This is a genomic window from Metabacillus endolithicus (assembly GCF_023078335.1).
Taxonomy (GTDB): Bacteria; Bacillota; Bacilli; order Bacillales; family Bacillaceae; genus Metabacillus; species Metabacillus endolithicus.
Genome location: NZ_CP095550.1, coordinates 3,976,997 through 3,998,460 on the forward strand (window position 1 = coordinate 3,976,997; position 21,464 = coordinate 3,998,460).

Annotated in this window: 9 protein-coding genes and 8 pseudogenes; all 17 read left to right on the forward strand. The window is 36.4% G+C overall.

The genetic code is table 11. From position 1 onward, the window contains the following. Window positions 1–28: 28 nt before the first annotated feature. The 17 genes and pseudogenes from MVE64_RS20125 to MVE64_RS20195 all read left to right on the forward strand — a co-directional run bounded on the left by MVE64_RS20125 (window position 29) and on the right by MVE64_RS20195 (window position 21,429). Window positions 29–929, forward strand: a pseudogene (locus tag MVE64_RS20125) (carbohydrate ABC transporter permease). A gap of 65 nt (window positions 930–994) precedes the next feature. Beyond that, a complete protein-coding gene (locus MVE64_RS20130; protein WP_098796633.1) occupies window positions 995–1,828 on the forward strand; it encodes a carbohydrate ABC transporter permease in 834 nt (277 codons plus the stop codon). Window positions 1,829–1,892: 64 nt separating this feature from the next. Next, window positions 1,893–2,561, forward strand: coding sequence for a YesL family protein (locus MVE64_RS20135; protein ID WP_247340666.1), 669 nt, complete (start codon window positions 1,893–1,895; stop codon window positions 2,559–2,561). 167 nt (window positions 2,562–2,728) lie between these two features. After that, a complete protein-coding gene (locus MVE64_RS20140) occupies window positions 2,729–4,024 on the forward strand; it encodes an ABC transporter substrate-binding protein (RefSeq protein WP_247340668.1) in 1,296 nt (431 codons plus the stop codon). 18 nt (window positions 4,025–4,042) lie between these two features. Continuing rightward, window positions 4,043–5,078, forward strand: a pseudogene (locus tag MVE64_RS20145) (glycoside hydrolase family 88/105 protein). 14 nt (window positions 5,079–5,092) lie between these two features. Further along, window positions 5,093–5,799: pseudogene (locus MVE64_RS20150) on the forward strand (rhamnogalacturonan acetylesterase). A gap of 106 nt (window positions 5,800–5,905) precedes the next feature. Beyond that, window positions 5,906–7,889, forward strand: a pseudogene (locus MVE64_RS20155) (beta-galactosidase). A 32-nt stretch (window positions 7,890–7,921) separates the two neighbouring features. Then, window positions 7,922–9,284: pseudogene (locus MVE64_RS20160) on the forward strand (family 4 glycosyl hydrolase). Window positions 9,285–9,308: 24 nt separating this feature from the next. Continuing rightward, window positions 9,309–9,929, forward strand: a complete 621-nt coding sequence (locus MVE64_RS27525; RefSeq protein ID WP_281730398.1) for a glycosyl hydrolase 115 family protein — start codon at window positions 9,309–9,311, stop codon at window positions 9,927–9,929. An 8-nt stretch (window positions 9,930–9,937) separates the two neighbouring features. Beyond that, entirely contained in the window at window positions 9,938–10,090 is a 153-nt protein-coding gene (locus MVE64_RS27530; RefSeq protein ID WP_281730399.1) for a glycosyl hydrolase 115 family protein, read from the forward strand. 2 nt (window positions 10,091–10,092) lie between these two features. Beyond that, a complete protein-coding gene (locus MVE64_RS27535) occupies window positions 10,093–10,746 on the forward strand; it encodes a glycosyl hydrolase 115 family protein (protein WP_281730512.1) in 654 nt (217 codons plus the stop codon). Continuing rightward, window positions 10,700–11,362 carry a hypothetical protein gene (locus MVE64_RS20170; protein WP_247340670.1) on the forward strand — a complete coding sequence of 221 codons (663 nt, stop codon included), beginning with the start codon at window positions 10,700–10,702 and terminating at the stop codon, window positions 11,360–11,362. Before MVE64_RS27535 ends, MVE64_RS20170 begins: the two co-directional genes overlap by 47 nt. Before the next feature lie 532 nt (window positions 11,363–11,894). After that, the gene (locus MVE64_RS20175) at window positions 11,895–14,459 is read left to right on the forward strand and encodes a rhamnogalacturonan lyase (protein ID WP_247340672.1); all 2,565 of its coding nucleotides are present in this window, start codon (window positions 11,895–11,897) and stop codon (window positions 14,457–14,459) included. A gap of 333 nt (window positions 14,460–14,792) precedes the next feature. Beyond that, window positions 14,793–16,356, forward strand: a pseudogene (gene abnB, locus MVE64_RS20180) (arabinan endo-1,5-alpha-L-arabinosidase AbnB). A gap of 110 nt (window positions 16,357–16,466) precedes the next feature. Next, window positions 16,467–17,748, forward strand: a pseudogene (locus MVE64_RS20185) (glycoside hydrolase family 27 protein). A 63-nt stretch (window positions 17,749–17,811) separates the two neighbouring features. Further along, the gene (locus MVE64_RS20190; RefSeq protein WP_247340689.1) at window positions 17,812–20,091 is read left to right on the forward strand and encodes a glycoside hydrolase family 127 protein; all 2,280 of its coding nucleotides are present in this window, start codon (window positions 17,812–17,814) and stop codon (window positions 20,089–20,091) included. A gap of 196 nt (window positions 20,092–20,287) precedes the next feature. After that, window positions 20,288–21,429 (forward strand): annotated as a pseudogene (locus tag MVE64_RS20195) (substrate-binding domain-containing protein). Window positions 21,430–21,464 lie beyond the last annotated feature (35 nt).

Consider the following 21,464-nt stretch of genomic DNA (forward strand, 5'->3'; position numbering starts at 1 on the left):
TTCAGTTCTGGAGAAAGGAAATGATTCTATGAGTGCACGCGCTATGAAGCAAAGTGTAAAAGGCTATTTATTTATCAGTCCCTTTATCATTGGGTTTTTAGCGTTTACGTTTATCCCAATCTTAACCTCATTATATTTTTCTTTTACAAAATATAATTTGTTTGCTCCCCCAACGTGGATTGGGCTTTGAAAACTATAAAAAAATGTTTACAGCCGATCCAAGATACTGGCAATCTCTTAAAGTGACTCTTATCTATGTATTTGCAGGTGTTCCGCTACGTTTAGGATTCGCTCTTTTAATTGCCATGATCTTAAATACAGCATCAAGAGCAGTTGGTTTATATCGTTCATTATTTTATTTACCCTCTTTAATAGGTGGTAGTGTAGCGGTAGCAATCATGTGGCGAAATATATTTGGTGATGAGGGAATTGTTAACTTACTTTTAGGCTTTTTAGGTATTCCCGATGTTCGTTGGTTTGGAGATCCTACAGCTGCACTGTGGATGTTAATTTTATTATCTGTATGGCAGTTTGGATCATCGATGTTAATTTTCTTAGCTGGATTAAAAAGCATTCCAGTAACATATTACGAGGCTGCAAGCGTAGATGGTGCAAGCCATTGGCAAAAGTTTACGAAAATCACTCTGCCTATGCTAAGTCCGGTTATACTGTTTAACACAATCATGCAAACAATTGCTGCATTTATGACATTTGTACCTGCCTTTATTATTTCAAAAGGTACTGGTGGTCCGTTAGATGGTACACTTCTTTACTCACTCTATCTTTTCATTCAAGGCTTCGAATTCTTTAATATGGGGTATGCATCTGCGATGGCCTGGGTGATGTTAATTATTGTTGGACTATTAACTGCACTCATATTTTTCTCATCGAAGTATTGGGTTCACTATGAATCTGAGGGAGGGAAATAATCTTTATGGAAACAAATACGAATGTAAAAACAGTCCCTCAAACAAAAGGGATTTCAGTTCCTAAGATGAAAAAACCAAAATGGTGGATTTATCATATCTTGGTTGGCGGATTTGCTTTGTTAATGCTTTATCCTGTTATTTGGCTGTTAATGAGCTCCTTTAAACCAAGTGAAACAATCTTTGTAACAGCAAAATCTTTAATTCCTGATCCTTGGATCTTAACAAATTTTAGTCAAGGCTGGGAAGGAATCGGTGGTAATTCGTTTGGCGTTTTTATTAAAAACACAGTAGTACTTGTTATTTTAACGATGATTGGTCAAGTCATATCATCTGCTTTTATCGCGTTTGGCTTCGCTAGACTGGAGTTTGTAGGGAAAAACTTTTGGTTTGCGATTATGATGGTCACATTAATGCTACCTTATGAGGTTGTTATGATTCCGCAATACATTATTTTTTCTAAATTAGGTTGGCTTGATTCGATTAAGCCGATTGCTGTACCAGCCTATTTCGGACATCCGTTTTTCATTTTTCTCTTAGTCCAATTTATCAGGACTATCCCAAGAGAGCTTGATGAAGCAGCTACAATTGATGGGTGTAGTACATTTAAAATTTTTTATAAGATTATCCTTCCGTTAATTAGACCAGCTTTGGCTACAGCAGCAATCTTCTCGTTTTATTGGACTTGGGATAATTTATTAGGACCGGTTTTATATTTAAATAGCCCTGATAAATATACAGTTTCTATGGCATTAAATATGTTTTTAAGTAATGAAACAGTTTCAAACTGGGGTGCCATGTTTGCAATGTCTATTGTCACATTAATACCGGTATTCGTTGTTTTTTTCTTATTCCAAAGACATGTTGTGGAAGGAATCAGTACAAGTGGATTAAAGGGTTAAGCTTAAGAGCTAACCCTCTAACACTCTTTGTGGAAAAATTAAAAAGGGAATGGAGCGGATTAGAATGGAGACTCATGGATTTTTAGGTGGTGTTCATAATGTGTTGGAATGGATTTCAAGATTGGCGCTATTAAATATTTTATGGATCTTCTTTTCTATCCTTGGATTAGGAATTTTTGGTTTTTTTCCTGCGACAGCTGCTATGTTTTCGGTTGTGAGAAGGTGGTCATTACGAGAAATGGACTTTTCTATCTCTTCAACATTTTGGAAGGCGTATAAAAAAGAGTTTATAAAAAGTAATATTCTTGGAATGATTCTTACATTGATAGGTATTGTGCTAATAATTGATGTGTATTATCTGAAACAGGCTTCTTCATTCATACAACAGCTATTATCCGTTCCTTTTTTAATTCTTTCTATTTTATTTGTATGCATGTTGCTATATGTTTTTCCAATGTATGTGCATTATGAAATGAAGGTCCTGCAGGTTCTAAAAAACTCGTTTTTTGTTATGATCATGAATCCATTATCAACTTTAATGATGCTAGTGTGTGGAGCAGGCTTGATGATCTTGCTTTCTTTTGCTCCACCATTACTTCTAATATGCAGTGGAAATTTAGTAGCTCTTCTAATAACAAGGCCTGCAATGAATGCTTTTCAGAAAATCAATGATAAGCAACAAGAGCGCATAGTACAAAATGGAAAGAGGCAGGAATTAATCAATCAGGAATAATTGGTTCTTTTTCAAGTAGACCTACTTAATGTAAATGCTTACAATTATAATAGGTTTTCTTCATATTACTCTGATTTTTAAACATTCTTCTCTAGAAATTACATTAAAAGTAGATAGAAAACCTATTAAACTATTTTGTGTAAACACTTACAAAAAAGGTGGTCTTTATGAAAAAGTATTTGTTTTTTACCCTGACCCTTATAGTGATGTTTACCCTCACTTCTTGCAACTCAGAGGAGCAATCGCAAAGAGATGTAATGGAGGAAGAGGATATTACGATTAAAGTAGCATGGTGGGGAGGTCAGCCAAGACATGAATATACAACTAAAATTATTGAAATGTTTGAAGCTGAACATCCAAACATTAATATTGAACCGGAGTTTGCAAACTGGGATGACTATTGGAATAATTTAGAGCCGATGGCCGCGGGGAATCAACTTCCAGATGTGCTTCAGATGGATATGGCTTTTTTGTCTCAATATGGTGAGAAAGGCTTACTAGAAGATTTATCTCCATATGTCGAAAAGGGGATCATTGACGTTTCTTCCATTGATAAAAGCATAGTAAACAGCGGTAAGGTAGGTGACAAATTATTTGGATTTACAATAGGGATCAATGTTTTATCTGTTATTTCTAATGACATATTAATGAATATAGCAGGCGTCACGATTGATGAAGATAGTTGGACTTGGGATGATATGGAGCAGATTGCAGTGGATATAAAGAAAACAGCAGGAGTTTATGGATCTAATGGCATGCATCCACCAGATATTTTCTTTCCATATTATTTAAGAACAAAAGGAGAGCAATTCTATAATAATGAAGGAACAGCTCTTGCTTATTCTGATGATCAATTGTTTATTGATTATTTTTATAGACAACTAAGGTTAATTGATGAAGGTGCATTTCCTACCCCGGATGAGGTGGTCGCTGCGGGAAGAACGATGGAAACAGATTTTATCGTAACAGGAAGTACAGCAATCACCTGGAATTACTCCAATCAATATGCTAGCTTTGATCCGTTAACAAATGCACCGTTAACGCTTCACTTGCCACCTGAACATCTTGAAAATAAGGCATTATTCTTAAAACCAAGTATGCTATTTTCTGTTCCAAAAAGTTCAAAGCATAAAGAAGAAGCAGCAAAATTTATTCATTATTTCGTTTCTAATGTAGAAGCCAATAAGTTAATGAAGGGTGAACGAGGAGTGCCGGTTTCATCAAAAGTATCTGAAGCCATTAAACCAGTTCTTACTGAAGGGGAAATGAAGATTCTAAACTATGTAGAGAAAGCAAAGGCAATGACAGATGAATTTTACCCACCAGATCCAGTAGGAAGCTCACAGGTAATGAAGGTGTTGAAAGATATTTCTGATGAGATTTTATTTAGGAAGATAACACCTGAAGAAGGAGCAAAGAAATTTAGAAAGCAAGCTAACGAAATTCTACAAGATAATCAATAGTCAACGGAGGGGTTTTACATGCCAAAACTACAATTTGAGGAAGCTGAAATAACTGAATTACTAGATAGAGTTGTCAAACGTACATTTGAAATGGATTTTAGCTGGGATTGGCCCGGAGGTGTTGCTTTTTATGGTGTAGCAGCAGCCTATGAAGCAACAGAAAAACAAGAATATATTGATCTATTAAAAAATTGGGTTGATGAATGGCTTGAAGATGGTTTACCTAAACTTTCTATAAATGGAGTGTCGATCGGTCATTGTCTTATTACTTTGTACAATGTAACAGAAGATGAAAAATATTTAACTGTTATAAAAGAAATGGCAGAGTACCTTCAACATGATGCGCCACGTTTTGCTGATGGAATCTTTCAACATACAGTAAATTCAGTAAAGCATGTTTTTCCAGAACAGGCTTGGGTGGATACGATGATGATGGCAGGTTTATTTCTACTAAGAGTTGGTCGATTGCTAGACCGAGAAGATTACTTTAGAGATGGATTAAAACAATATCATGGTCATGAAGATTTTCTGCAAGATTCTGTTACAAATCTTTATTATCATGGCTGGGACAATATTGCAAAAAATCATATGTCGTCAATCTATTGGGCTTCGTGGTAATGGGTGGGCAGCTTTAACGATGGCGAAAGCATTAGAGTTAGTTGATGTTCAAGATCCTTCTTACATGATTATTGACTGCTCGTTACGAGATCAATTAAGTGCTTTAGTGAGACTTCAAGCTGAAAATGGGTTATGGCATACAATCGTTGATGATCCTTCTTCGTACTATGAAATATCAGGTTCATCAGCTATTGCAGCGGCACTTCTTACTAGAGGAAGTCTTTATAATAAGTATATTCAAAAATCGATCGAGGGTATTGTCAACGAAATTGAAGAAGATGGAAAGGTCTCAAAGGTTTCAGCTGGAACAGCCGTTATGAATGATGCAGAAGGATATAAAAATGTACCATATAAGCGTATTCAAGGTTGGGGCCAAGGGTTAACACTCGTCTTTTTAGCAGAATTAGTAAAAAGTAATAAAAAGGTATATTGCTAATGAAATGAAATGAAATGTCAGGAAGGAGGGTTGAAAAAGTGACTGTTGATAAACAAACGATTTATATAGCAGGAGATTCCACTGCTGCTAATTGTCCTGAGGCAGAGGCACCAATGGCTGGCTGGGGACAATTATTTCACACCTTCTTTATAGACAATATTAGAATTCAAAACGAAGCAATGGGAGGAAGAAGCTCTAATAGTTTTATAGAAGAAGGTAGACTTCAAGCTATTTTGGAGCAAATGAAACCAAATGACTATTTATTTATTCAATTTGGTCATAACGATCAAAAGTCATATGGAACAGAACCATATACCTCTTATCAAGAGCATTTAGCTCAATATATTCTAAAACTCGGGAGAAGAAAGCGATTCCTATTTTACTAACTTCTGTCCAACGACGTACATTTACCGAAGACGGAAAAATTGAGAATACATTAGGAGAATATCCCGAGGCAATGAGGCAATTAGCAGCAAGGTTAGACGTGCCTTTAATCGATATGTGGGCAAAAACAAAAGAATTATACGAACGTTTTGGGATAGAGGATTCTAAAAGATTATTTACTATTTTGCTACCAAATGTTCATCATAATTATCCAGAGGGGATTGAAGATAACACCCATTTTAGCGAAGTCGGAGCACTCGAAATTGGGAAGTTGGTTATAGAAGGCATGAAGGAGCTTCAATTGCCTGTTGTTTCTCATTTAAAACAAAAATTTTAAACCACGTTTTCGTGGTTTTTCCTTTTTAGAGATGATGGATTAAGAAGAAATAGATCACACCAGTCTAAGTAAGAAGAAAAAATTCTTATAGTAGGAGTCCGGTAGAATGAGAAAAAAATTATATCATGGTGCAGCGTATTATCCTGAACTATGGAATGAAGAAACAATTGAAGAAGATCTAAAGCTGATGGTTGAAGCAGGGATTAACGTTGTTAGAATGGGTGAGTTTGCTTGGTCTTCGATGGAAAAGGAAGAGGGAAAGATTGAGCTTGATTTTTTTGTGAAGGTCATTGAGAAGCTTAATGAGCATGGAATTGAGACTGTGATGTGTACCCCAACTCCGACACCACCTATCTGGTTGACTCACAATCATCCAGAGCGGATGTTTGTTGATGGAAATGGTCGTGTGATGGGACATGGATCACGTCAGCATATTTGTACTAATAATGCTCACTTTCGTGAAAAAGCTGCAATTATTACTGAGGAAATTGCAAAGGCAGTTAGCCATCTTCCTGGGTTAATCGCATGGCAGCTTGATAATGAGTTTAAATGTCATGTTAGTGAGTGTATGTGTGAAACCTGTAGAGATTTGTGGCATCAATGGCTGGAAGAGCGGTATGGAACAATTGATCATCTTAATGATGCCTGGGGCACTCATATTTGGAGTCAATATTATCATCGATTTGATCAAGTTCCTCAACCTGTTGCAACACCGTTTCTTCATAACTCATCTCTAAAAACGATGTATCAGCTCTTTTCATATGAAAAAATAGCAGAATTTTCTGATGAACAAGCAGCCATTATCCGAAAATATTCAAAAGCACCTATTACCCATAACAGTACGACATTTTTTCATGTTAATAATGAGAGATTATATGAAAACCTCGATTTTGCATCGTTTGATACGTATGCAGAGAGAAAAATTTTCATTCATATCTATTTAATTGTGATTTATGGAGAAATTTTAAATCCGGTCGAGATTATTGGATTATGGAAACAAGCCCTTCACATAGTGCATCACTTGAGAGTCACGCAGCTCCGCATCAAAATGGTTATTTAAAGGCTGAAGCAGTTGCAGCTTATGCTTTAGGAGGAGAAGCATTTTGCTATTGGCTTTGGAGACAACAGCGAACTGGCTGTGAACAACCACATGGATCGGTAATCAGTGCATGGGGAAAACCAACTGTTGGGTTTGAAAATGTAAAAGAGGTTGAAGCAGTTAGGAAGGAAATCCAATCTATTATATTAGCTTCTACACCTTTACAAGCAGAAGTAGCCATAACTTATTCAGATGTGGCGAAGGCCTTCTTAAAAACAGAGCCACACGATGGTTTAGATTATCGGTCACTTGTCATTGATTTTTACGAAAAAATACTGTCAGCAGGCTTTCATCGAGATCTTATACCTGAGAATGCTAGTTTGAAGGGTTATAAGTTATTATTCACCCTTTCATCCATTACCTATCAGAAGACTATTTAATTAAAGCAACTGCATTTGTTGAAAATGGAGGGATTTGGATTGTTGGTCCTCTTACAGGGGGAAGAACAGCTCACCATACAATTCATACTGATGCAGCATTAGGTGCATTAGAGGAGCAAGCAGGTGTTGAAACATTATATACGTATCCAATGGATGGGACAGAGTCTAAAGGAGATTTTATGGGATTGGTAGCTCCTTTAAGCATATGGAGCTCAGTTTTTGAACCGAAAAAAGCAGAAGTAGTAGGTAGAATACAAGATGGAATCTCAGAAGGTCATGCATTTATTACTGAACATAAGCGTGGTAAAGGGAAAATAGTGATGCTAGGTTCATTACCAGTTGGTGATGAAGGAGATATTTTACTGAAGAAATGTTTAACTCATTATGCGGAAGAAGCTTGTGTTTTAGTGAAAACAGATGTTTCAGAAGGAACGATTGTCGCACCAAGAGCGGGGAAAATGGGTGAAGTCATTTGGGTGATTGTTAATATGGATGGCAAGGGAGGAGCTGTTACCCTTCCAAACGATGGAAAAGATGCTATAACAGGAAGAATAGTTTCCAAGGGGAAATGCGTCATAGGTCCATATGAACACAAAGTGATTCAATTTTAACAACAAATATATGCAAAGGGGATAAGGGAAATATGACAAATCTACATACACTTAAAATTGCTTATATCGGTGGAGGTTCAAAGAGCTGGGCGCGAAGTTTGATGAATGATCTTGCTTTAGAAAGTAGAATTTCAGGTAAAGTTGCTCTATATGATATAAACTATGAGGCTGCTGTTCAAAACGCAAAAATCGGAAATCAAATTTCACAGCTTGAAGAAGCAAAGAGTAATTGGAAATATGAAGCTGTTTCGACTATGGAAGAAGCACTGTCTGAAAGTGATTTTGTTATTATATCAATTTTACCTGGTTCTTTTGAGGAAATGGCATCTGATGTTCATACGCCTGAAAAATATGGTGTTTATCAATCTGTTGGCGATACAGTCGGACCTGGTGGCTTCGTTAGAGCACTTCGGACAATACCAATGTACGTTGAAATAGCAAATTCTATTAAGCAACATGCACCAGATGCATGGGTAATTAATTATACGAACCCAATGTCACTTTGTACTCGTACACTTTACGAGGTGTTTCCGGAAATTAAAGCATTTGGTTGCTGTCATGAAGTATTTGAAACCCAAAGTCTTTTAGCAGAGGTTGTAAAGGAATTTTTAAACGAAGAGGTAGCACAGCGTTCAGACATTAAAGTAAATGTTCTTGGAATCAATCATTTTACATGGGTGAATCAAGCAAGCTATCAAAATATTGACTTAATACCGTATTATAAGCAGTTTGTAGAAAAGTATGCTGAAACGGGCTTCGAAAAAGAAGAAGGAAGCTGGAAGAACAGTGTTTTTTCATCCTGCCAACGAGTGAAATTTGATTTGTTTAAAAAATGGGGTTATAGCAGCTGCTGGTGATCGTCATTTAGCTGAATTTATGCCACCTATTTATCTAAAAGATCCAGAAACAGTGTCTTCCTGGAAGTTTCATCTAACATCCGTTGATTTTCGTAAGGAGAATTTAAAAAAGAGAATCAGTGAAAATGAGGAGTTAGCTGAAGGGAATCACAAGTTTGAGATAAATTCTTCAGGAGAAGAAGGGGTTAAGATTATTTTAGCATTGTTAGGAGTAGAAGAAGTTGTCACGAACGTAAATTATCCTAATAAAGGCCAAATTGAAGGGTTACCTTTAGGGGCGATTGTAGAAACAAATGCATTATTCCGCAATAACACAGTTCAACCTGTGTTTGCAGGGAGGCTTCCACTAGATATTCACAATATGGTTCACCGTCATGTGTTAAATCAAGAGTCTGCATTGCAGGCCGCTTTGACAAAAGATAAACAGCTGGCATTGAATACATTTGTGAACGAGCCGTTGCTAACAGTTAGTCGCGAAGAAGCGGAGGAACTGTTTGATGAGATGCTAAAAAACACGAAGGATTATTTACCAGGGTGAAATTTATTTAAAGTGGGACAGTCTATGATTGAAGGTACATCCTTTCTATTCAATAAAGAAACTTGTTTTGAATATGATGGTCCAAAACTCGAAAGTATTGAGTATTTTTTAAATGTGTTGATCCGAGATAAAAACAAAGTATTTCGAGCAGAAACTGGTGAGGAACAAACGACCATTTTATTCAAACTAAATGAAAAGAATCATGACAACCTAAACGAAGAGCAGTTCTCCATTCAGTTTTCTGATGATCTGTCACAAATGAGCGTCATTTCTGCAGATGAATTAGGAATAATCTATGCTATCCTTCATATAAGTGAAGCATATCTGGGTGTTGATAAGTTTTGGTTTTGGAATGATTGTGAACCTCCACCAAAAGCAAACGTTAAGATAAGAGCTGTTCCGTATTTATCAGAAGTGGCAAAGGTTAGATTCAGGGAAATTTGGTTTATCAATGATGAAGTCCTTATTTCAACGTGGAAATATCAACAATCCAACACGTACGTATGGGAAATGGCTTTTGAGGCATTGCTAAGATGCAATGGAAATATGGTCATTCCAGGAACAGACATCAAAAATCCTATCTATAAAGATATAGCCAGGAAGATGGGGAACTTTGGATTACACATCACCATGCAGAGCCCCTAGGAGCTCATATGTTTTCTAGGGTGTATCCTGATAAAAATCCTTCTTATAGTGAGAATGGTGATTTATTTAAGGAATTATGGAAGGATGCAATTATCCAGCAGCAAAATGATAAGGTCGTTTGGAATATCGGCTTTAGAGGGCAAGGTGATCGTCCTTTCTGAAAATTGATGATCCTACGTTTGATACAGACGAGAAACGAGGAGCACTCATTTCTAAGATTATGAGCGATCAATACGAATTGATTGCTCAATATCAAAAAGATCCAATTTGCTGTGTAAATTTATACGGTGAGATAACAGAATTATACAAAAAAGGATTGCTAGAATTACCGCCAGGAGTGATCAAAATATGGATTGACAGCGGATATGGGAAAATGGTGTCTAGAAGACAAGGAAATCTTAATCCTAGAATCCCTTCTATTCCCGAGCAGCATGATCTGGGTCCTCATGGCATTTACTATCATGTAACCTTTTATGATCTGCAAGCTTCAAACCATTTAACGATGCTTCCTAACACTACAGCTTTTGTTAATAGTGAGTTAGGTGAGGCATTTGATTCTCAGATGTGTGAATTTTTAATTGTGAACTGTGGGAATATTAGACCTCATATCTATTTTCTGGATTTCGTTAGCCGCATGTGGAATAAAGATAGAGTGGATAGAGGTGCATTTTTAGACGAATTTGCTACTAGATATTATCCTGCCTATAGTGATGAAATGAGTCGGAATATAAATGACTATTTCGATGCTATTATTCAGTACGGACTTGCTGATGATGAACGGGCTTGGGGAGCAATTTTATCATTTTACAATTCGTAACCTTGCCCATCAATGGATTGTTTCTCACGGAAAACAGAGTGGTAAAAATTTATGGTGGGCCACAGGAGAAATTGAGATAAAAGAGCAATTTAAATGGTTTAAGCAAAAGGTAGAGTCAAAACTTACTGAGTGGGACACGTTAACTAAAAATGTTAACCAACTAGTAAAAGAGGCAGATTGTATAGAACAAAAAAGAATCAATGATCAGTTCCTTATTCAAGTGCTGATTCATAAAAATGGCTGCTTTGCACTCTACTATTTTTCTAGAGCATTTGAAATGTTTCAAGAAAAAGAGTATCGAGAGGCTTATTTACTTCTTCATCAGGCGATAGAAGAAATAAAAGAAACAATAAACATCATGCAAGAGCCCATGAATGAGAAGTGGGTTGGATTTTACGATAATGATTGTTTAACAAATGTGACGTTAACTTTATATACGTTAGAAACAGTTCAAAGAAATATAAGGATGTATGGCGATGGACCATCATTTTACAACTGGGAAAAGGAATATCTAACAAATCCTGAGGAAAAAAAGGTTATGCTTCTAACGAATAAGACAAAGCAATTAACGGATGAAGGATTAGGTAGTAAGCTGCTAGAACAAGATCATAATTGATCGAAATTAGGCGCTTCACCTCTTTTGAGAGTGAGCGTCTTTTTGGTTTTTGCCAGATAACAAATACTGACAAACTTCGGGAAGTGACAGGCACCTAGTACATATTTACCTCTTATAAAAAATACTAGGTACATACGAATTACTTATAAAAAAATCATCGTTTTCCTATTATGATCATCACTGTTTTTTATACGTTTAACCCTGTTATTTACATGTTTTCTCTATAGTATTTGGATTACACTGTAAGAGATTTAACGATCAGTGAGTTCAATAATGTAAGGGGTTACATTATTGAACTCACTTCTAATGAGGAGGTGTGAAGGTAAGGTTGGTTTTGTTGAATTGGTTAGTTAATTTCGTGTAGTAACTGTCGTTAAAAACAGAGTTATTCACAGAGCAAAAGTTTTGTTGTAATGATATCAAATAATAAACCTGATTAACATCCTATTATATTCATACTTAACTCATTCGTAATCATCTTGCCTCAATTACAACACACTTATTCTATTAATTATCGAAAGGTGATGAAAAAATGAGGAAACGTTCTATTACAAATAAACTATTAACGTTATCACTGGCAACACCCCTTCTTTTAACAGGATTACAAAGTGATGCTTCGGCTGCATCTTCTAAGGCAAATAAACATGTTGCACAAAGTAACGGAGTTCAACTAGAGTACCTTGATAGAGGACTGGTTGCCGCAAATACATCACAAGGAATCTTTTTAAGCTGGCGCCTTTTGGGGACAGAAGTTAATGGTTATTCCGATAAGGGGTTAACTGGAGTAAATTTTAATGTTTACCGAGATGGTAAGAAAATTGCCACTGTGGAAGATAGTACGAATTTTGTAGATAAAACTGGTGCATCATCCTCGAAATATTATGTAAAAGCAGTTCAAAATGGAAAAGAAATCGATCAAAGCGCAGAAGCAACGGCTTGGAGTCAAAGCTATTTTGATTTAAAGCTAAATAAGCCAGCAGATGGAGTTACTCCTAGTGGAGAATCCTATTCTTATAACGCAAATGATATGAGTGTTGGTGATGTTGATGGTGACGGACAATACGAGTTTTTTGTGAAATGGGATCCAACAAACTCAAAGGATGTATCACAAAAGGGGTATACAGGTAATACCTATATAGATTGTTATACGATGGATGGAACATTGCTTTACCGTATCGATTTAGGTGTTAACATTCGTTCAGGAGCACATTACACTCAGTTTTTAGTTTACGATTTTGATGGAGACGGTAAGTCTGAATTAATGTTTAAAACAGCTCCAGGTACGAAAGTGATTCAGTATGATAAAGATGGAAAAGTAAAATCCGAGAAATTTATTACAATGTTAAAAGAAGATAAAAAAGCCGGTTATAGCAACTCAGATGATTACAGAATGAGTAGTGAAGACTATTATAATCACGTAGTAGAGATGTTTAAAAATTGGCATAACCATGAAGAAGTTGTAAATGGTAACTGGCCTAAAACGTTGGAAGAATGCTTTGGAATCGAAAAGCAATATGATTATCCACTTTCTACAGAGGATGCTCAAAGTTTAGCAGACTACTTTATTGATGAATATGCTCCTAGTAGAAGCGGTCGTAATGATTTAAGAGACTTCGAAGGCTTTATTGTAAAAGGTCCTGAATACTTGAGCGTTTTTAATGGTGAAACAGGAGAAGAAATGGAAACCATCCGTTACAAACATGAACGCCATGATGATGGACTTATGTGGGGCGATTATGCAATGTCACGGATCGAGCCAGGAAATCGGGTTGATCGCTTTTTAGCGGGAGTTGCTTATTTGGATGGAAAAAATCCAGCAGCTATTTTCTCACGAGGTTATTATACAAGAGCAACAATGGTTTCTTATACTTGGGATGGTAAACATCTTAAAGAAGTATGGGATGTTGATAGCGGTTGGACACCAATGACAAATCCGTTTAACGATGGACCACATGGACGTCTTGGTACGAGTGAGGAGTTTGGTTCCTTAACTACACAAGGTGCTCATTCATTAAGTACAGCAGATGTAGACGGAGATGGCAAACAAGAAATTATCTATGGCTCATCTACGATCGATCATGATGGTTCACTATTATATAGCTCAAGTGATGTCATGCCAGAAGAAAGTGCAACTCCAGGAGTAACGGCAGGTCTGGGTCACGGTGATGCACTGCATGTTGCTGATATTGATCCAAACCGAGAGGGATTAGAGATCTTTATGGTTCATGAAGGTGGACGATATGCGCCATATGGTTATGCGTTAAGAGATGCTAAAACTGGTGAAGTGATATATGGCGGCTATACTGGTAAAGATACTGGCCGAGGGATGGTTGGAGATGTTGATCCAACTCAAAAAGGCTTAGAGACTTGGGCAGTTGGCTTGTGGACAGCGGATGGAACAAAGATTAATGATAAAGCCCCTGGAACAAATATGAATATAAAATGGGCTGCTAATATGACAACTCAAATTATAAATGGAGCTATTGAAAATACACCAACTATAGATGATTGGCTAAAGGGAACTGTGCTAACAGCTTCTGGTACAAGAACAAACAATTACACGAAAGGAAATCCATCGTTAGTTGCTGATATTTTCGGTGACTGGAGAGAAGAACTTCTAGTTCGAACAGAAGATAGTCAGTCAATTCGAATTTACTTAAGTACAGAGGTGACAGATCGCAAGCTACACACACTCATGCATGATCCACAATATCGGACTGGAATCGCGTGGCAAAACGTTGGTTATAATCAACCATCTTATACCAGCTATTATTTTGCTTCGGATACTAACTGGGAAGAGGTTTCAGTACCAGAGATAAATATGCCAGGTGAACTAAATGAGCTGAACCACACATTAAATCTCTTTATTGAAAACGGAGGAATAAATGGATCAGTTAAATCACAATTAAAAAATTCGTTAAAACAAGCTCAGCATCATGCAGAGAAAGGATCTTATAAAAAAGGTATTCAGTTTATCGAGAAGTTTGTTAAACAACTAGATCATAATAAGAAGAAAGATTCTATTACTGAAAATGCTAAATCAACTTTAACAAATCAAGCAGAATTGATGATTGAAAAATGGAAGGAACTAAAGTAAGTAATCAAAATGGCTGCTGATCAAGCAATAGGATGGCAGTGTATTCTCCTGTTCATCCGGCAGAATTTATATTTAATTAATGAGAAGAAGCTTCAATCTTTACATAAGGATTGAAGCTTCTTTTTTTGTTTATCTTGTACATACGAATAAACGAAATAAATTGACATGTACGTATATGTGTAATAAGATTAAAAAGATATTGAAAAGCGCTTACATATAAGGATGTTAAAGTAATTTCTACTAAAAAGCAATATTGTTTTGAAAGGTAGAATGTTAAGCATGTTCATACAAGATGATGTAACTTCATCATAAGAGGGAGAGGAGAAGGGGAGAATGAAAAGGACAATTTATCGAAGAATTTTAGTGTTATTTTGTGCAGTTGGTCTTGTTATATCAGGAACAGCCATTACCTCAGGTAATAAAGTTCAGGCAAGTGAAGTTCCTGTTTTTGAAGAAGTTTCTGTACATGATCCATCTGTATTAAAGGTAGATGACACTTATTATATATTTGGATCTCATTTAGCTGCGGCAAAAACAAAAGACTTTATGAAATGGGAGCAAATCTCATCTGAAGTGAATCCCGCAAATCCATTATTTGAAAACGTTGTAGAAGAATTGAAAGAAACGTTTGAATGGTCTCAATCAGATACCTTATGGGCTGCAGATGTTATTCAGCTTGAGGATGGTAAGTTCTACATGTATTACAATGCGTGTAAAGGTGATTCGCCACGCTCAGCACTTGGAGTGGCAGTTGCTGACTCAGTAGAAGGACCTTATGAAGACTCTGGCATTATTCTTAAATCAGGAATGTGGGACGAAGAAAGTGAAGATGGAACAATTTACGATGCAACTGTTCATCCAAATGCAGTTGACCCTGATACATTTTTTGATAAGGATGGAAAACTGTGGATGACCTATGGCTCTTATTCAGGAGGAATTTTCATTCTGGAAATGGATCCAAAAACAGGTAAGCCTCTGCCAGATCAAGGATATGGTAAGAAGCTCCTTGGAGGAAATCACAGTAGAATAGAAGCTTCATATATACAATACAACAAAGAAACTGACTATTATTATATGTATTTATCATTTGGTGGCCTTGATGCAATAGGGGCTACAACATGCGAGTTGTTAGGTCTGAAAACCCTGATGGACCTTACGTGGATGCAGAAGGAAACGACATGATTCATGTAAAAGCGGATCCATCACTTCCAATATTCGATGATGCCTCAATTGAGCCTACGGTGTGAAATTAATGGGAAACTTTTTATTTGAAAGTAAAGAGGATGAAATTGGAACTGGATATGTTTCACCAGGTCATAATTCTGTTTACTATGATGAAAAAACAGGGGAGCAATATTTAATCTTTCATACTCGTTTCCCAGAAAGAGGAGAACAACATGAGGTGCGCGTGCACAAAATGTATATGAATTCTCAAGGCTGGCCGGTGGTTTCACCATATCGTTATGCAAGGGAAGAGTTAGAAACAGTAAAAAAATCAGAGCTAAACGGTGATTATCACTTAATTAACCACGGTAAGGATATTAGCTCAGATATAAAAGAATCAGTTTCCGTAAATCTCAATAAGGATGGCACGATTACTGGTGAAGCTGAAGGTACATGGGAGTTAGATGGAGAACATGAGGCAGTATTGCAGCTAGATGGTAAAACGTACAATGGTGTATTTGTGCGGCAATGGGAGCCAACATCAGAGAGTTATCGTATGACGTTTACTGCACAATCATCTGAGGGAATTTCTATTTGGGGAAGCCAGGTAGAAAATGATGGTGAGAATGGACCATTTACTGCTATGAATGCATTAAATCTAGCAATGATAGGTGGATTAATTTTAGTTTTGGGCGTTGGCTATTTATCGTTTTTAAAAGAAAAAAGAAAATAACAAACTAATAATCTACTTTTTCTAGTTTTTTAACAAGGGTATAACTTCTCATCATCAAGAGGTTATACCTTTTCAACTAATAGCTACTATTTTCGAAAGGATGGATGAAATTGAATCATCATCAATATGCATTAACACCTCCAATGGGGCTGGAATAGTTGGGATTGTTACGGTGCAACAGTAAGAGAAGATGAGGTGAAAGGAAACGCTGATTACATGGCGAAGCATCTGCTTCAATATGGATGGGAGTATGTTGTGGTGGACATTCAATGGTCAGAGCCTGGAGCTGTTTCTTCTGCTTATCGTCCGTTTGTTCCGTTAGAAATGGATGAATATTCAAGATTAGTGCCGGCGGTTAATAGGTTTCCGTCTGCTGATAATGGAAACGGCTTTAAACCGTTAGCAGATTACATACACAATCTTGGTTTGAAATTTGGTATTCACATAATGAGAGGAATTCCTCGACAAGCTGTTCATCAAAATACAAACATACTTGGTAGTGATAAAACAGCAAGGGATATTGCAAAGCCTAACTCTATTTGTCCATGGAATACAGACATGTATGGTGTAGACGAAACAAAAGAAGGTGCGCAAGAATACTATGATTCCTTATTTAAGCTTTATGCTGAGTGGGAAGTCGATTTTGTTAAGGTAGACGATATTGCCGATTCGAAACTTTACGGAACACATACAGAAGAAATTAAAATGATTAGAAAAGCAATCGATCGCTGCGGACGACCAATGGTATTAAGTTTGTCACCTGGACCTGCTCCACTAGAGCATGCAAGCTTATTAGAAGAAAATGCAAATATGTGGAGAATGACAGATGATTATTGGGACCTTTGGGAGCTTTTATATAACATGTTCGATCGATGCTATAAATGGAGTAAAAATAGGGGTCCAGGGTTTTGGCCTGATGCCGACATGCTGCCACTAGGACATATTGGAATTCGGTCTGTTGATGGTGGAGCAAGTGACCGATTTACAAGATTTACAAAAGATGAGCAAATCACAATGATGACGCTATGGTCTATTTTTCGCTCCCCGCTGATGTTTGGTGGAGAATTAAGAGATAACGATGATTGGACAATGTCATTACTTACAAATGAAGAAGTACTGAACATGCATAGAACAAGTCATAGTGCCCGACAGGTATATCGCAAAAATGACAAAATTGTTTGGACTGCAGAAGGTGATAGCGAAATTTATGTGGCACTCTTTAATATATCTGATAGAAAACAAACGGTTTCTATTTCACTTGACGAGCTACACGTTTCCAAGGAAGTTCAGCCAAGAGATTTATGGAATAAAAGGCAGTTAGCATCCGTTAACAGTGAGATTCGTTATGATTTGTCACCTCATGCCTCAATACTTTTAAAAATAAACAAATAGAGTAGTAGTATCATTTAAAGTTGTCGAAAAAATCTTCAAAAAAATGATAAGAGGTGACGTTTAATGAGTAATGTTAGGCTTTTAGATGGTATTTTTAAAGATTCAGAAAGAATTGGAAAAGAGTTTCTCCTTTCTTTAGATGTAGATCGACTTGTTGCGTCTTGTTATGTTGCTGCTTCATTAACTCCGAAAAAACCTCGCTATGGTGGATGGGAAACAATGGGCATTAGCGGTCATTCGATTGGACATTGGCTATCAGCAGCTGCAACCATGTATTCGGTTACTAGAGATGAAAAATTAAAAGAAAAACTAGATTACGCTGTAGATGAACTTGCCTATGTTCAAGCACAGGATCCCTTTGGATATGTTAGTGGATTTCCAAGAGATTGCTATGATCGAGTGTTTGCAGGCGGGGATTTTGAAGTATCGCATTTTAGCCTAGGGAATTCATGGGTGCCGTGGTACAGCATCCACAAAATATATGCAGGTCTTATTGATGTGTATACTATTTGTCACAATGAAAAGGCGTTAGAAATTGTTCTGAAACTAGCGAATTGGGCCAAACAAGGAACAGATAACTTAACAGATGAAGAATTTCAAAGAATGTTAATTTGTGAGCATGGCGGAATGAATGAAGCAATGGCAGATCTTTATTTAGTTACGGGTAACCAAGATTACCTTGAACTTGCCATTAGATTCTGCCATAACGCCATTTTAGATCCCTTATCAAAAGGAATTGATGAACTTGAGGGAAAACATGCAAATACACAAATTCCAAAAGTAATCGGTGCAGCAAAACTATATGAAATCACAGGAGAAGCATATTATCGAGATGCTTCGTTATTCTTTTGGGAGCAAGTCACTGAAAATCGCTCATATGTAATAGGTGGGAATTCAAAAAATGAACATTTTGGTATTGAGAACTCTGAGGAGCTTGGGATAACAACAACCGAAACATGTAATACCTATAATATGATGAAGCTGACTGAGCACTTGTTTAAATGGACACAGCAATCAAAATATATGGATTATTATGAAAGAGCACTATATAACCATATTCTAGCATCGCAGGATCCAGAGACAGGAATGAAAACATACTTTGTATCAACTCAGCCGGGTCATTTTAAGGTTTATTGCTCACATGATGATTCTTTCTGGTGTTGTACGGGGACTGGAATGGAAAACCCTGCAAGATATACAAGAAGCATTTATCATCAGGTAGAAAATCAATTGTTTGTAAATTTATTTATTGCTTCTGAAATACAACTAGTAGATAAAAATATAGTCATTAAGCAAGAAACAAAGTTTCCTGATGCACCTATATCAAAGCTAACGATTGTAGGAGCAAAAGATGAGTTATTGACGTTTCAGATTCGCGTACCATATTGGATATCTGGTGAACTAACTGCAACTATTAATGGCAAACAAACAATTGCTAGAGCGGATAAAGGATACCTTGAAGTAAGTAGCTGTTGGAAAGATGGAGATGTAATTGAACTGCTTATTCCAATGAACCTTCATTCTTACAAATCCAAAGATGAAGAAACAAAATTGGCATTTATGTACGGTCCTATCGTCCTGGCAGGAGCGTTAGGAACAGAAAAATTCCCTGAGAGCGATATACTGGATGATCATTTAAAGCTTAATAATCACCCATTGATCGATGTTCCAACTCTTGTAACGGGTGAAAAAGATCTAACAAAAGTGATCAAACCAATTGAAGGTTCCTCGTTATGTTTTGAAACAGAGGCAATCGGACAACCAGGGAATCTTAAGATGACACTTATCCCTTTTTATGCTCTTCATCATCAAAGGTATACATTGTACTGGGATGTAATGGACAACGAAAAATATGTTGAGTTTTTAAATAAAGAACAAAGCGAAGCGGAGAAACTAGACAGCATCACAATAGATGCTGTCCAACCGAATGAGCAACAGCCTGAAGTGGATCATGCGATCAAAACAGTAAATTCTCATTCAGGCTATTTAAACCTTGTTCATAGAGGCTTTCGAGATAGTCGTAATGAAGGGTATTTTAGCTATGAGTTAACTGTTGATCCTGGAATTGAGATGTACTTGCATATTACTTACTTCGGAGGAGATCGAATTTTACATCTAGATGGAAAAGCTTATGAAAGAGATTTTCATATATTGATAGATGATACAGAACTTGTACGACAAACACTTAAAGGTCAAAAGTCTGATAAACTATTTGATGTTGTATATCCTATACCCTTTTCATTAACAGAAGGAAAAGAAAAGATTGAAGTGAAGTTTGTGTCAACTGAAGGAAAAATAGCTGGTGGCATATATGGCATAAGAATGATTAGTAATCCATTTTAAAAAGATGAAAAAGGACTGGTTTTGGCTAAAAATAGTCAATTTAACCAGTCCTCTTTATTGCTTATCATACAATTTATCCATACAAAAATTGAATATATTATTGTTTTATTTTAAATTTGTACGTTTATGTTGTATAATAACTTTAGTTGTACGAATGAGTCTAACGAGAAACATACAAGCTGAAAGTGGTGACATAATGGCACAGCAAACAAAGGTAGGCATGGTCAAGGAAAAAATTAAAGAATGGATTGTTAATGGTAAGGTTTTGCCAGGAGAGAAAATTTATTCAGAAAATGAATTGGTGAAAATGTTCGAGGTTAGTAGACATACAGTTCGTCAAGCAGTAGGTGATCTCGTGCATGACGGTTGGTTGTATAGAGAACAAGGAGCTGGAACTTTTTGTTCGACCCAATTAATTCAGGGACAGCCACAATCGAGAAGAGATGCTGCCGGTAAAACGATCGGTGTTATCACCACTTATATTTCTGACTATATCTTCCCATCAATTATCAAAGGAATTGAATCATACTTAACAGCACGGGGTTATTCACTAACATTCGCTTGTACTGACAATGACCCTGAAAAGGAAAAGCAATGCATTGAAACGATGATTAATCATAATATTGATGGAAACTAATAGTGGAACCGACTAGAAGCAGCAGCTACAATCCAAATCTACATTATTATTTGGAAATGGAACAAAAAAACATTCCATATCTTATGATTAATCAATTTTATCCACAACTAAATCCTGTAAACATTATTTTAGATGATGAAAAGGGTGGTTATATTGCGACTGACCATTTGATTAAACAAGGACATAAGAAAATCATAGGCTTGTTCAAGAGCGATGATTTACAAGGATTAAATCGGATGCAAGGGTTTATTCGCGCATTTAGAGAAAACAACATCCCTTTTTTTCCAGACATGTTTGTAACATACACAACAGAAGAAAAAGATTTTATCTATAAATTGATGACTCTTCTCCAAGATGCCTCTACTCGACCAACAGCAATTGTCTGCTACAATGATGAAGTTTCCTTACAGGTATTAAACCTTTTAAGAGACCTTAAAATTAAAGTTCCTGAACAAATGTCTATTGTCGGATATGATGATTCATACTTAGCAGAAGCTTCTGAGACAAAATTAACAACTGTCACACATCCAAAGACAGATATGGGAATAGAAGCCGCGAAATGGATTGTTGATGCAGTAGAAAAACGTGAGAATGAAGAATTCAAAAATAAGCAAAAGGTTTATGATCCTAAGTTAGTTATAAGAAAATCTACTTCTACAGTATCTAGACCAGCAGCTGAGAGAAAACAAGTAATCATATAATGATTTCAAGATGTAATAAAATGTTAGGGGGAACA